General features: G+C 50.2%; 11 protein-coding genes. 1 reads left to right on the plus strand and 10 read right to left on the minus strand.

Annotated features, from left to right (window positions below; translation table 11 throughout):
• Positions 1 to 90: 90 nt before the first annotated feature.
• Entirely contained in the window at positions 91 to 531 is a 441-nt protein-coding gene (gene mscL / locus JWG88_RS09600; protein ID WP_205233512.1) for a large conductance mechanosensitive channel protein MscL, read from the minus strand.
• A 916-nt stretch (positions 532 to 1,447) separates the two neighbouring features.
• Positions 1,448 to 3,901, minus strand: a complete 2,454-nt coding sequence (locus tag JWG88_RS09605) for an ATP-binding protein (RefSeq protein ID WP_205233513.1) — start codon at positions 3,899 to 3,901, stop codon at positions 1,448 to 1,450.
• A gap of 496 nt (positions 3,902 to 4,397) precedes the next feature.
• Here JWG88_RS09605 and JWG88_RS09610 point away from each other — a divergent pair, with 496 nt between their 5' ends.
• Positions 4,398 to 4,670, plus strand: a complete 273-nt coding sequence (locus tag JWG88_RS09610) for an HU family DNA-binding protein (protein WP_205233514.1) — start codon at positions 4,398 to 4,400, stop codon at positions 4,668 to 4,670.
• A gap of 132 nt (positions 4,671 to 4,802) precedes the next feature.
• Here the strand turns inward: JWG88_RS09610 and panB are convergent, their stop codons facing one another.
• The 8 genes from panB to JWG88_RS09650 form a co-directional block, all read right to left on the minus strand.
• Positions 4,803 to 5,660: a 3-methyl-2-oxobutanoate hydroxymethyltransferase gene (panB, locus tag JWG88_RS09615; protein ID WP_205233515.1), complete on the minus strand. Its 858-nt coding sequence runs from the start codon at positions 5,658 to 5,660 to the stop codon at positions 4,803 to 4,805.
• Positions 5,661 to 5,715: 55 nt separating this feature from the next.
• Positions 5,716 to 6,978, minus strand: a complete 1,263-nt coding sequence (locus tag JWG88_RS09620) for a nickel pincer cofactor-dependent isomerase, group 22 (RefSeq protein ID WP_205233516.1) — start codon at positions 6,976 to 6,978, stop codon at positions 5,716 to 5,718.
• 13 nt (positions 6,979 to 6,991) lie between these two features.
• On the minus strand, positions 6,992 to 8,278 hold the full coding sequence (locus JWG88_RS09625) for a (Fe-S)-binding protein (RefSeq protein WP_205233517.1): 1,287 nt from the start codon (positions 8,276 to 8,278) through the stop codon (positions 6,992 to 6,994).
• Complete coding sequence (locus tag JWG88_RS09630; RefSeq protein WP_205233518.1) at positions 8,271 to 9,548, minus strand: FAD-binding oxidoreductase; 1,278 nt, start codon at positions 9,546 to 9,548, stop codon at positions 8,271 to 8,273. Before JWG88_RS09630 ends, JWG88_RS09625 begins: the two co-directional genes overlap by 8 nt.
• Positions 9,538 to 10,935: an FAD-binding oxidoreductase gene (locus tag JWG88_RS09635; RefSeq protein WP_205233519.1), complete on the minus strand. Its 1,398-nt coding sequence runs from the start codon at positions 10,933 to 10,935 to the stop codon at positions 9,538 to 9,540. The genes JWG88_RS09630 and JWG88_RS09635 overlap by 11 nt, the downstream gene beginning before the upstream one ends.
• A gap of 209 nt (positions 10,936 to 11,144) precedes the next feature.
• Positions 11,145 to 12,419 (minus strand): TRAP transporter large permease, encoded by a 1,275-nt coding sequence (locus JWG88_RS09640; protein WP_205233520.1) that lies wholly within the window; start codon positions 12,417 to 12,419, stop codon positions 11,145 to 11,147.
• On the minus strand, positions 12,416 to 12,913 hold the full coding sequence (locus tag JWG88_RS09645) for a TRAP transporter small permease (RefSeq protein ID WP_205233521.1): 498 nt from the start codon (positions 12,911 to 12,913) through the stop codon (positions 12,416 to 12,418). Before JWG88_RS09645 ends, JWG88_RS09640 begins: the two co-directional genes overlap by 4 nt.
• 194 nt (positions 12,914 to 13,107) lie before the next feature.
• Positions 13,108 to 14,088 (minus strand): TRAP transporter substrate-binding protein, encoded by a 981-nt coding sequence (locus tag JWG88_RS09650; RefSeq protein WP_205233522.1) that lies wholly within the window; start codon positions 14,086 to 14,088, stop codon positions 13,108 to 13,110.
• Positions 14,089 to 14,445: the final 357 nt, after the last annotated feature.

Consider the following 14,445-nt stretch of genomic DNA (forward strand, 5'->3'; position numbering starts at 1 on the left):
CCATGTGTTTCTCGGGAACATATCCGTCCTGTATTCGCAGTCCGGACAGGTGCTGCCTTCCCCTGATTGAAATATGAGGCAGCATTCCGGTCAGGCTGATTTGTGCTTTAACAGGTCACGGATCTCGGTCAGCAATTCCTCCTCCCTGGTTGGCGCCGGCGGAACAGCGGCCTCCTTTTTCTCTTCCTTCCTCATCATGCCGACAATCTTCACAGTGAAGATGAACAGCGCCAGCGCCACAATCAGGAAGTTAATGATTTCTCCAAGCAGCAAACCATAGGGAATCTCCTGGCCGTTGATCACCCATTTCCAGCTGAGGTAGCCTTGTTCTCCGGGAAAAATTACACCGATGAGCGGCATGATCAAGTGATTGACGAGGGAATCGATGATCTTGCCGAAGGCAATGCCGATGACCACGCCAACGGCGAGGTCGATCACATTCCCCTTGAAAGCAAAGTTCTTAAACTCCCCCCAGAATGAGGTGGCTCTCTTCCCGGCACCGAACCGAGGTGATTGTTCGACAGGATCCATGGTAGTGTATTCCTTGATGAGAAATGAATTATAGCGGGAAAGCAAGCTTCGCCCTTCTCTTTGCGAACAGCCGTGCCAAACCTCGATTGCAGCAACCCACGACGTGACAAACCATCACGAAAACCCCAAAAGCCGGAGACTGCCTCCCGGGGAAAACGTACTCTGCCTACATCTTGCGCCTGAACTTTCCTAGACAGGACCTGAAGCAAAAAAAGCATAACACATTATACCCCTGTTTGTACGAATTATCCACTAAGCTGTCGATGCAGCAAGCCTTGCCATTATTCGGCAAGAAAGACTGAGCGACAAAAGGATTCCACTCACTGACATCCGGCAAAGTCCGACGACAAGAATAATACCGCTTCACGGTATTGACTTCCCCTTAAATTACGATGCGGTCACTACCAATATCACCTATAAGCCGGCAGTAGACCACAGTACAGACGGCACTGCCGGCTTGGCACAAAAAACGATATGGTGTTGGCAATGCCATATCGTTTGTCTTGCATGTTATTCGCCTGATTGTCGATTAAGCGGTAAAGCTGACGTTAATATCGAGATAGGGAACCATCAAGCCCAGGCAGTTAGGGCCTATATAACACGTATCCTCGCGGAAGAGGCTGCTGCTGCGATCTTTTCCTCAAGGGATGTGCCCGACTCTCCGGTCTCTTTTCCGCCTGCGGAAATCGCAATCAGTTCTCACCATAGCGCACTACGCTGCGCTACTTCTCCGCTGAAGGATGCTGCCGGGGATAATTATCGCAGGTATATAAGTGGTCCGTAATATAGCCGAAGGAAAAACTACTTTGAGAGTGTGAGGTTTCGAGCTGTCTGTGGATGCACCCGCGGAGGAGGGTGAGCTTCATCTTCGGCCTTACCCCCCATAGTCTATGTATCTGCAGCTTCTTCTGACCATTTACAAATGCGCTGCTCCCGAACTAAAGTCATGACCTCCAAGACTTGCGGATAATGTGAAATAAACGGTTGTGCCTTTTCCAGGTTGTGAGTCCACCCAGATCCTGCCGTGGTGGCGTAGCACGATTTTTTTGCACAAGGTCAGTCCCATGCCCATACCCTCGTATTCCTGATCTGAATGCAGCCGCTGAAAAGGTTTGAAAATCCGTTCCTGAAATTTTTGCTCAATACCTATGCCGTTGTCCTTTACAAAAAACTCATAACCATCAGCGGAAGGGCGGCATCCGATTTTGACCGTAGGCGCATGACTGGTATTATATTTGATGGCATTCGCTATAAGGTTCTGAAAAAGGCGCTGGATCAGACTCGCATCGACCGTCAGGACAGGCAGATCGTGGCAGATTACCGCCACATTTCTCGCCTTGAGAGTTGAATGGAGATTTTCAAGAACAGTGCCTACTGCGTGGTTGAGTTCCGTCGGCGCAACTTTGAAGCCATTGGTGGAAACCCGGGAGAGGGACAGCAAGTTGCCGATAAGGCTCTTCATACGATGACTGGCTGCTATCGCCCTGTCGAGATACATAAGAGCCTTATCGTCAATCTTATCAGTTTGCTTTTTTGCAATATAAAGTTGGAGAAAGCCAATGATCGAGCGGATGGGCTCCTGAAGGTCATGAGAGATGGCATAGGCAAATTCTTCGAGTTCCTTGTTGGAGCGTTCCAGATCCTTCTCCGACTGTTTACGCTTGGTAATATCACGCAATATTACATGTATGGCCCTTGATTCACCAAAAAGAAAACCGGCGGAGGTGGCTTCCACGTCAACCGGCCTGCCGTCAAGGCGGATGATTTTTGCTTCATAGGGAGGGAGTGATTCATGATGCTCCCATATTCTCATAATCCGCTCACCTATCAACAAATGATAGTCGGGATGGTAAAGGTCGCAGGGGGATTTGCCGAGTAGATCCTTGGCCGTCCGTGCCCCAAACATTCTGATACAGGCATCGTTTACCAGAGATATTTCACCTTCCAGGTTCACGAAAATGGCGTCGGGAGAACTCATGAAAAGATTGCGGTAGCGGATTTCCTGATCTATGAGGGCTTTCTGGGCACGCCGCTGGGATAGGCACTCGCTGATAACGCGGGCAAGGGTTTTAAGAGCGGCCAGGTCTTCATCCGTGTAACCTCCATCACGGTTGGCCACCGAAATCATTCCGGTTGTATTTCCACCGAGCTTCAATGGTGCGGCCATGAAGCACTTCAACTCCGGATGTCCGGGCGGCACTCCCCTGCTGTCGGGATGGGCAGCCGGATCATTGGTTAGAAGACCAATTCCTTCTTTAAAGACAGTCGCATAAAGTCCTTCCAGATGAGGTAGCCACGGCTTATTTCTAGGATCCTGCTGGTTAATCAGGGAGCATTTTTCCCAGGTGGGATTGAAAGTAGCGATATCCCTGAGATATCCATCAGAGCCGGTTTCGCCGAGCAGGGAGAGAGGGCTTTTCGTAACCCTTTCCACCACCGAGAGACAGGTTGATCCAAATTCCTTATCGTCGGCACTCTTGACCACTGCGGCGAAAATGCTGTTGATTCCGCTCATCAGCATATTTTGCCGTTGATTTGCCTTTTCCGATATTTTTTGTTCGGTGATATCCCTGGTTATTCCATAGATCCTGCTAATCTCCCCGGAAGGGCCTATGTCCAACTGTCCATCCACGTGGACATAGTGGACCTTGCCGTTATCCTGGCGGATGATACGGTGCTCGATGAAGTAATTTTCGAAATTTTTTCGTGCATTCGCCAACTCATCCATTATGGCTGTGCGATCATCCGGATGAGTCAATGCCATAATTTCATCCCGTGTGTGCGGAGCCTTCCTGCAGCCGTGGATAGAAAGCCACCCAGGAGAGAAAGTGTATTGATTCGTTCCAATTATCCATTCCCATGCACCCGAAAGGGAGAGCTGGTCCGCCTGATCGAGAAGCAGACGGTTTTTTGCAAGTTCCTGTTCCGCCTGCTTGGCGGCGGTGATATCAATGAGGAGAAAATGCAAAACGCCCGGATCAGGTGAGGAAGCCTGCACCTTGAACCATTTCTCAAAATGGGAACTGTACTTCTCGAATTGGGCTGGTTTCCGATGTATTACAACATCGCCAAATATTTGCAGCCAGCTCTTTTCTGCATTCGGCAGTAATTGCAGGATGGTTGTGCCAGGGACCTCCTTTGGGAGAACATTGAGAAGACGGCCAAGGGTTTCGTTTATTTCAAGGATGCGGAAATCGAGGGTCTCACCATCCGGACCGGGGATGATTTCGGCAATGCCGACACCCGCCGTCATATCGTCAAGGAGATGGTGAAGATTATCCAGCCAACGGGATTTTTCCCGATACAGACGATCTTTTTCTGCTAGCTTTTGTGAAAACTCTTCACTCGATCTGATCTCATTCTCTTTCATCCACTGTACCTGAAAAAATTTCTGATAACCAATGAAACCCAGCCAGTTTCATATTGCCGACCTTGGATATTTCACAAAAGCCCATTTTTACCGTCATTCTGGTCCAGAATCCATCATCCCGAATTCCGATCCGGGACCGGAATGACGCAACAAATATATTTCTGAATATTCTTGATGACTTGTCTGGAAGACAAGTATCTTTGGCTGAATTTTTCTAAAATAATCAGCCAATAGTATCATTGCTGACTGGCATTATCAATGCACGTTTTCCTTAAGATTGCTGGCGGTCTTATATCATGATGAATCAAAACCGGGAAAGATCACTATAAATAACTGCTTTTGCTTACTCGGACCTTCCCATGAAACCGAAGCCTTCATTAAAACATGTCTTCAGGCTAAAGATGATAAATAACCTTGCCAGAGATGAAATGCTTTGCTAAGTCAATCAGGGTAACGTTTTTTTTACTATCCACTGGAGAAAACTTGAGGAGAAATTATGAACAAAGGCGAGCTAATAGAAAAAGTAGCAAAAAATTCCGGTTTAAGTAAAACAGATGCCGAGAAAGCACTGAAAAGTATCCTGGATGCTATCGCAGAGGCAGTCGGGAAGGGAGATAAGGTAACCCTTATCGGATTTGGCACATTTTCGGTAAGCGAACGGGCAGCTCGGGATGGTCGTAATCCTCAAACTGGAGAGACCATCCAGATCCCCGCCAAGAAGATTGTGAAATTCAAGGCTGGCAGCAAGTTGATTGAGGCGGTGGAATAAATCGCCTGAAGAGCCGCTCCCGTACGGGTTAATATGCAGCATGTGGAACCTGGCCTTGAAGAATGACCGAGATTCCACATGCAGTAACAAAATACTATTTACTGAAGTCCCTGGCTTGTTGTCAGGGTAATCTCACTTCCGGGGATTCTTCACAGATTTAAGGAATTTCTCCTGTTCTCCTTCGATCATTTTATAGCAGTATTTGTTTTCATCGGGGAAGGAACAGTCCTTTACTTCCGCCACATATTCTTTCATTGCCTTAGTTATAACTTCAGCTATGTTGCAATATTTTTTGACGAATTTTGGTGTGAAGGCCTGGAACTGGCCGATCAGGTCGCTGACGATCAGCAGTTGGCCGTCACAATGGGGACCGGCACCGATGGACATGACTGGAATCTCCAGGGTCTCCCATATGTATTTCTGAACCTCCGGGGGAACGGCCTCCACCAGGATCATCTTTGCACCCGCAGCCTGAACAGCCAAGGCGTCATCCACCACCAATTTTGCAGTTTCAGCAGTTCGCCCCTGGGCCTTGTGACCGCCGAGTTGCCCGGAGCTTTGCGGAGTCAGGCCAATATGGCCGATGACATTGATGCCGGCATCGGTGATAGCCCTGATGCGGCTGGCAATACGAACACCGCCCTCCAGCTTGACAGCATCGACATCCGCTCCTTTGAGGAAACGTACGGCATTGTCGACGGCCTGTTCATCGGATGACTGATAAGAGCCGAAAGGCATATCGCCGACCACAAAACAGTCCGGGGCTCCCCGCCGTACCGCATCACAATGGGCGATACACTGATCCATGGTCACCGGCACCGTTCCGTTGTATCCATAGACACACATTCCCAGGCTGTCGCCGACCAGGATCATTTCCATACCGGCCTCCTGAGCGAACTGCGCCGTGGGAAAATCGTAACTGGTCAACCAGGCGATTTTTTCTCCCGCCTTTTTCATCTGGTACAGATCAAAAATAGTTTTTCTAGGCATGATGAGCCTCCTTGTAATTATCTGCCGATTTAATAGTTAGAGTAATGCGCCGCGATTATGCCGGCCACTTTGCGATGATATTGCCTTCCCCGGAGAGCTGCAGCGGTTGCGTATCGCTTAGTATTTCCAACGCCTTAACCGTTCTTGCCTCAGCAAGCAGGGCTTCTGAAATCCACATATAGGACAAATCGAGGGTGTTGCGTATATGGACTACCCTGGCCTCCTCCGGCTCAATCAAACCAATGGTCTTCAGGGCCTGGTCAAGAATCTCCCTGTCGCTATCGTAGTAAGGCGGGATTGCAGCCATTTCCGGCTCACAGGCCGAGAGACAGTTGATATACGTGGCGTTTCGATCTATTTTGGAGACAAGCCTGGTGGTGGTGAAATCGGCGTTGCCGATTCCCGTGGCCATACCCTGGCTTTTCTCGGTTAGATCTCTGACGAATATTCTCCTGATCTTCGGCTCCCGGGGTGCCGTGCCCACTCGTATCACCGTGCGGGCAATGACGTTCTGGTCCATGCAGGTTCCGCTGATATCCTTGCCCATCTCGTCTACTATCAAAAGGTCTATTTCCTTGAAGGGAATCCTGGGGAGCAGGGTCTTGGATATTTGCTGGAGGGCGACTTCCGTCTCTTCAATATCTTCCGCCCATACAGCTTTGATGATTTGTGTCTGATCAAGCTGGTTTTCTACCAGGCCGATACCCATGGTAACAGGTGCCTTTTTCATGATGATCCTGGCATGGGCCATCAGGATCTTGTAGTAACCATGTTCCAGGACAGCATTATGATACTGCTCAGCACCCTTCTGCTTGCCGAGACCAATGGTCATCATCTTGATAATGCCGCTTTCCACCGGTGCTTCAAAATCGGTATGCGGTTTGACTCTGTTCATGACGATGATATGCTCGGCCGAATATGCCATTTTATCGAGATAGACCGGCAGACCAAGCTCAGATCTGCCCAACTCGATCACAGCCATATCCGATATAACCGGTGCGCCTATATTTTCTTCGGTGATGCCGTAACCCGCCAGCAGTTTCACCTGCCCATCGGCCGTTGCTCCACCATGGGATCCCATGGATGGCACAAGAAAAGGCTTAGCGCCTATCCCTTTCAGTTCTTCGACCAGAGTTGACAGAACGATTTTAATATTGGCGATCCCCCGGCTGCCGACAGTTATGGCAACGGTGTGTCCGGGAAATATTCTGTCGGAGAGCCGAAGATTGTGCAGCTCGGTTCGGACGGCCGCGGCCACATCGTCAATTGGGGTAGTGGTGAAGTGTTGTTTAACCAACGAAAATGCGGGATATTTCATGGGCAGCTCCTTCTCATTTCTCAGCGGATCTTTTAAAATTATAGGCCTTGGCCAGAAGCTCAACCGGGTGAACAACGGTGCCTTTGAGGTTATGTCTGCGCAGGCCGAATTCGAGCTGCATGGCACAGGCCGGGCAGGAAGTCACCAGATAATCAGCCTCGCTTGCGACAAATCCGTGCATCTTTTTTTCGAGAATTGTTCTTGATGTATCCGGATGCAATGCGCCATACGATCCTGCACCGCCGCAGCACATGTCGGCATCATCCATCGCGACGAAAGTCAGCTCGGGTATCTGCCGGAGAAGTTGGCGGGGAGGCTTGGCGAGATGCGGTTCTCTCAAGTGGCAGGGATTGTGGATGGTCGCAGTTCCCCGCACGCCGTGCTCTGCCGGTCGAAGATCGATGCTGCCCAGGAACTCATTGATGTCCTTGATCTTTTCCGCAAATATTTTTGATTTTTCGAGATAGGCAGGGTCGTCTTCAAAGAGTTTGTCGTATTCTTTCATGATGCCGCTGCAGGTTGCACAGTCCGTGACAATCGCATCCGGCTCCAGGGCCAGGATGGTGTCAATATTGATCCGGGCAAGGCGTCTTGCTTCGGCAAAATCACCGCCGCTCAGATGGGGGCCGCCGCAGCAGACCACAGAAGGAACATCTACATGACACCTGTTGTGGCGCAACACCTCGATGGTGGCCATGCCAAAGCGACCATAGAAGGCATTGATGGCACATCCGCTGAAATAGACGATACGGTGTTTGGAATCAAGCCCATTGGGGAGCAATTCCGGCAGTCTCGCCTTCAGTGACCTGGCCGGAATGGGCGGCAGCAACTCTTCGGCCTTACCATAGTTTTTCAAGAGATTGAGAAAGCCGCTTTTCCTGACCAGACTGCTGGCAAAGCTGCGCTGGTACATGCGCAGGAGCTTGGCAAGAATACTCAAGCGGTCGCTGTGGGAGAAGACACCGCGATAGGCAAGGCGATTGAAAAGCGGCATGCCGGAGGCCTTGTTGATCTCGTTGCGGGCATGCATCATGATCTCATCCGTCGGTACATTGGAGGGACAGTTGCTCACGCAGGCCTTGCAGAGCAGGCAGCTCCTGATACTGGCGGAAAGTTCGGCTTCTTCTCCCCAGGCATATTTCCCTTCCGCAACCAAACGGATCAGACGTAATCGGCTCCTGGCGACATCGTTCTCGTTTCCGGTAATCATGTATGTGGGGCAGACATCCTGACAGGTTCCGCAGCGATTGCACTGCAGTATTTTTTCCAGCAGTTCTGTCTTACCGTATTCTCTAGCCAAGATTGTATCTCCTTGAAAAAATATTGTTCCTGAACATTATCCGCTGTGGGTCAATGGTGGGCAATATTCTGCCGAGGAGCGGGTTGAGTTCATCTGGCAGGAGTGCGTCCCGGACCAGGCTCTGCAGATCCCTGGTGCTGTTGCGCCACTCTTCGACAAATTCCTCAGCAGGGTTTCGCGGATATCCCGGTGCTGAAAACTCGAGTACTCCGGCGCTGATGTCAAAGTCGAACAGACAGTGTCGTTTTTCAAGAAACCGAATGGCACTTATGGCGCGCTGGAGCTCCCGTTTATCTATGATTGCGGTATGAAAGAAGCCATCCTTCATTATCCTCCGCGAGATCAGGTGCGATTCCCGGGCAGCTGCAAGGGTGGCGGCATCATTGGCTACGTCCCACTCCGGTGTCAACTGCAGCACCTTGAGCTGGGACTCCAGAAATTCCCTGCTGCCTTCCAGGGACAGTGACAAGGTGGTGCGTGATTCTGCATCCTTATCCTTTTTCTGCACAAAGAGATTACAGGAGGAGAGGGCCGGCCTGACTGACATGATCTTAACACTTTCTGCGAGTGCGTCTTCTGCCCGGTCAAAATGGCGGACCAGCACGATTTCCTGTTCGGGAAGCGGCATCAGCTTCAGAGTAACGGAGGAGATGATGCCCATGGTCCCCCATGAACTTCCCAGAAGTTTTGTGAAATCGTAGCCGCTGACATTTTTGACAGTCTTGCCACCGGTGCGGACCACCTCTCCGGTTGGAGAAATAAAGGTGAGACCGAGGACATAATCGCCGACAGCACCGAAGCGGTAGCGTTTCCATGAAGAAAAATTGGTGGCCACACCACCACCGATTGTCGCTCTGTCAAAATCGGGCAAAACCGGCAGCTGCAGGTTCCTGGATGAAACAAGACTGTTGATGGCTTCATGTAAGGTTCCGGCTTCACATATTATCGAAAGATTATCAGGTTCAAATTCCTCAATGCGGTTGAGCCTGCTTAGGCAGATGCCGATGCCCTGTTGCGATGGCGTCAGTACCTGGCCGAGCAGGGTTCCTCCACCAACCGGGATCACTGCCGTGCCGGAGTCAACAGCAAAGCGGATGATTTCCTGAATTTCTTCAGGTGAACCCGGATAGACGATTACCTCGGGTTTGGCTGATTGGCAGAAACCCATGGCAAAAAAGATCTCTTCCTCAGTGGAAACGTGCGAAAGCCCGCATATCCTGCTGAGGTTGTCGACGATTTCACTTGTGCCGATGTTTGTCTTAGCTGCCATATTGACACCTCGGTATGTCCAGAACCTTGCCACTGTTGAGAATGAGATTGGGATCAAGCGCCTTCTTGATATCCTTCATGAAGTTCATATCTTCAGGGGAAAAGGCCATGGACATGTACTGTTTCTTTTCTATCCCAATGCCGTGTTCACCGGTGAGCGTCCCGCCGCAATCCAGTGCGGCCTTGAAAATATCCAGGGCGGCTTTTTCGACGCGGGCGTGCTCTTCTTTATTGAAAGGATCGTAAAGCAGATGAGGATGAAGATTGCCGTCGCCGGCGTGGGCCAGCTGGGCGATGGTTATATCGTATTTTCTGGCGATATCTGCTACGAAGGTGAGCATCCAGGGAACCTTGTGTCTCGGGACCGTTACATCCTGAACCATATAGGCCGGCTTTATCCTGCCCAAGGCGCCGTTGCCGGAGCGTCGTGCCTTCCAGAGATCCTGGCGCTGCTCTTCCGATGTCGCCAGAATAACCTGCGTCGCCCCACTCTCTTGGGAGATGGTGACAATCTCGTTGGCCTGACGGTCAAGCTCTTCCTCACAGCCATCGATCTCGATCAGCAAAAGGGCCTCGGCGTCGCGCGGCAGTCCCAGCTGCAGAAAATCGTCCACCGCACGTACCATGGTGCGGTCCATGATCTCCAGGGTTACCGGGACAATGCCCCGGCTGATGATATTGGATACCGTCTTGCCGGCGTTCTGCAGATTGTCGAAAACCGCTGTCATCGTCCGAACATAGCGGGAGAGACCGACCAGCTTCACCCGAATTTTAGTGATAATGCCGAAGGTGCCTTCCGAGCCGCAGAAGATCCCGGTACTGTTAACTCCCGGTGAATATTTTCCACCGCTTCCCAGCTGGACTATTTCTCCATCTGCGAGAACAACTTCAAGGCCCAGTAAATGGTCCCGGGCGACTCCGTATTTTACTCCGCGCATGCCGCCGGCGCCTTCAGCGACATTACCGCCGATGGTGGCAACCCTAAGGCTGGCCGGATCGGGGGCATACATCAAGCCATGGGGGGCCGCAGCTTTCTGAAGGGCCATATTGGCTACGCCTGGCTCGACCAGTGCCGTCTCATTGACGGGGTCGATTTCAAGGATTTTGTTAAACCTGCTTAACGCGAGAACTATACCTCCGTCAGTCGGAACACACCCTCCGCTGAGATTGGTGCCGGCCCCGCGGGCGATGACATTCAGCTTTTCCCTGTCGGCCAGATTCATCAATCTTGAAACATCCGCAACAGTTTCGGCAAAGACAACCGCATCCGGTGTCCCATAGAAGGGGGAAGAATCATAACCATATGCCTCCATGCTTATTTTCGAGGTCAGGACATTGTCCGGTCCGAAAATCTCACAGAGCTGTTGTTGAATTTCACGCGTTACCATAATTCACCTGATCCAATATCCAATGGGTGTGCTAAACAGCTTTCCCGATGGAGAGGAAGAACCGTCTTTTTTCCCCCTCCAGCGGCAATTCGGATTTCCGGAAAGCACAAACCGTGCAGATAGAGTGTTAGTGCTTATTCATCCGGGAAATTGACTCTTCGGCCAGAAACGTTCGCTATGATGTACAAGTAAAAGACTTTGCTATGGGATCACATCAATACTCCCGGAAGCCACATGGAAATTTCCGGAAAATACGTAATAAGCCCCATTACCACCAGCGAAGCGAAGAGGTAATACCAATTGGCCTTGACGACCTGCTCTATTTTCAGTTTAGTCAAACCGCAGGCAACAAAGAGGTTGACCCCGAGCGGTGGAGTAATCATACCGATCGCAAGGTTTGCTACCATGAGTACACCGAAATGAACCGGATTAATGCCCATCTCCATAATGACAGGGAAGAAAATCGGCGCCATGATGATAATGGCGGCATTGGTCTCCATGAAGGTACCGATAATCAGCAACATGATGTTTATAAAAAGCAGCAGCATGATGGGATTGCTGGTAATGCTGAGAAAAATCTCCGCTATCTGAGCGGGAATGGCCTCGCGTGTCAAAATCAGACCAAATGCCGAGGCCGTGGCAATGATCAGCATTACCAGGGCAGAGCTGACTGCGGATTTTTTTAATATCTCCGGAATATCAGCCCAGCTTAATTCCTTGTAGATGAAGATACCGACAAAAAGCCCGTAGACGACGGCCACATTAGCAGCTTCGGTGGGAGTGAAAATACCGCCGTAAATGCCGCCCAAAATGATTATGGGCATAAGCAGTGCAAGGATTGATTCCTTGAATGCGTAGCATATTTGTTTTGTTGATGCCTGTTGATCCCCCATATAATTGTTTCGGCGGGCAGTGATATAGGCAACGAGCATCAATGCCCCTCCGAAAAGCGCCCCGGGAATGAAACCCGCCATGAAGAGCTGGCCGATTGATGTTCCGGTGACTACGCCGAATGTGACCATGGGAATACTCGGTGGAATAATGACGCCAATATAGCCGGCCGAGGCCTGGGTTGCCGTGGCGAATTCTTTGGAATAGCCCTGGCGCACCATAGCTGGGATCATGATCGAACCGATTGCCGCCACTGTGGCTGGAGACGATCCTGAAATTGCGGCAAAAAACATTGATGCCAGTACTGTGACCAGTGCCAGCCCACCTGAAAGCGCCCCGACGATACTGCTTGCAAAGGCAATCAATCTCTTGGAAATTCCCCCTTTTTCCATGAGATTGCCGGCTATCATAAAGAAGGGAATGGCCATCAGGGGGAAGGAGTCTATTGAGGCGAAGAGCTTCTGTCCAACCACGATGAGCGGCACGGAATCACTGACCACAATAGAGACGATGGCGGCCAGACAAAGACTTGCTGCGATAGGAACATTGCAGATAACCAGGAGGATGAAAACCCCGAAAAGTACATACATCATAGATCCACCTCACCTTCTTTTTTCCATTTGGCGTATGTGGCTTGCATGAAGCGGATACTCATCATGACGGCGCCGACAGGTACTGCAAGATAGGGTATGTACATCGGGATCTCCATGGCGGGAGAGACCTGCCCCATTTCATAGATGCTAAATACGACCTGGAGCGACAGGACCAACACCATGACGCAGAAGATTTGCGTAAGCAGGCCCGAGACGATGGTCATCACACGCCGCACATTTGGTGGGAATAAATTGACGAAGACCTCCACTCCTATATGGGCTCCGCTTTTTGCCCCCATACTGGCACCGAAAAAGACGGCCCAGACCATGATATAGCGGGAAAGTTCCTCAGACCAGGGCAGGGACCCCTTGATCACGAAGCGAAAGAAAACCTGGAGAAAAACGACGACAATCATTGTGCCCAACAACGCAGTTACCGCACCTTTCTCAAACCTGTCCAGCCATAACGACAGCCTGGCGATCTTCAAATCCATAACGCAAACTCCTTCCGAGTCTGACCTTGAATAGTACCGGGGGGAGAATATTAGTTCATACCCACCCTGAGATGAAAAGGTCCGGCTTGATGGCCTCGCAAATAACTACAGGCGGGACTGATTACTGCTGCAGTGGACCTTCTATATAAGCCGCAGAGACGCATCGCCTCTGCGGCCTGTCTGCTTCTGCTATTTTATTTTTCCCGTACTTCTTCGATTGTCTCTTTACCGATTTTCTTTTCATACTCCTTATAGACAGGGCTCATAGCCTCTGCCCACTCGTTCTTGTCGACTTCAGAGACCGTTACTCCCTTGGAGACAAGATCAGCAACCAGTTCTTTATCCATTTTAGCGATCAAATCACGTTCAAAGTCACGCGCCTGCTCGGCTGCTTCCCTGATAGCCTGCTGATGTTCAGCCGGGAGTTTTTTCCAGACTGCCTTGCTGACAAGAAATGGCGACGCTGCATAGAAATGGCCGGTAAGGGAAAGGTATTCCTGAACTTCAAAAAAATTGGAGGTGTAGAAAACCGGCACTGGATTTTCCTGTGCATCAACTGTTTTCTGCTGCAGGGCGGTGAAAAGCTCACCGAACGCCATGGGTGTAGGATCGGCATCAATTACCTTGAAAGAGGCCATGTGTATCTTGTTTTCCATGGTGCGAATTTTCAGCCCTTGAGCGTCACTGGGTTGCTTGAGTTCCTGCCGGCTGTTTGAGACATGACGAAAACCGTTCTCCCAGTAGGCGAGACCGATAATTCCTTTTTTCTCCAGCGTCTTCAGTATCTCCTCACCAACAGGACCATCTACAGTGGAATGGGCTCCCTTAGGTGTTTTAAAAATATAGGGCAGATCGAAAACGAGAAACTGACTAGAAAAACCGGACAGAGGAGCGGTTGAGACAACTGTCATGTCAAGTGTGCCAAGCTGGAGACCTTCGATCATTTCCCGCTCGTTGCCGAGCTGTGAACTGTGGAAGACATCAACTTTAACGGCACCTCCGGTTTTCTCATCCACCAGTTGACTGAATTTTTCAAGCCCCAGCTGATATGGATGCGTGGGGGCCAGCACATGTCCGACTTTGAGTGTTGTTGTCTTCGCCAGCGTATTGCCGACGGCGACGGAAAGAACGGTAACACCTACAACTGTAAAAATCATTGCAGCTCTTTTCAACATTGGTTCTCCTCCTAATGGATAGATTTAACGAACGGCTACTTACTGATACAGTATCGCACTATACGAGAGGGCTTTTTACCCTTGACGAATAGATGTGATATGTAGCATACTACACGTCACGCAGCAGATCAATAAATTTTTCTTTCTGACTTGACATCAATAGCATCAGGATTGTTTACGAGGGAATTTTTTTATGTAATATCCTTTATGTAATGGCAGAGAAACCTCTCAAGGCATAAACATTCAGCTAACTGTTCTGGAGAGAAGCTATCTTTATAGATATCGATGCCTATCGAATAAAAGTCTGTAAAAAACGGCCTTTTTCGATTACAACAAACCAATTTGGGAAAGACCCTC

The sequence above is a fragment of the Desulfopila inferna genome (assembly GCF_016919005.1).
Taxonomy (GTDB): domain Bacteria; phylum Desulfobacterota; class Desulfobulbia; order Desulfobulbales; family Desulfocapsaceae; genus Desulfopila_A; species Desulfopila_A inferna.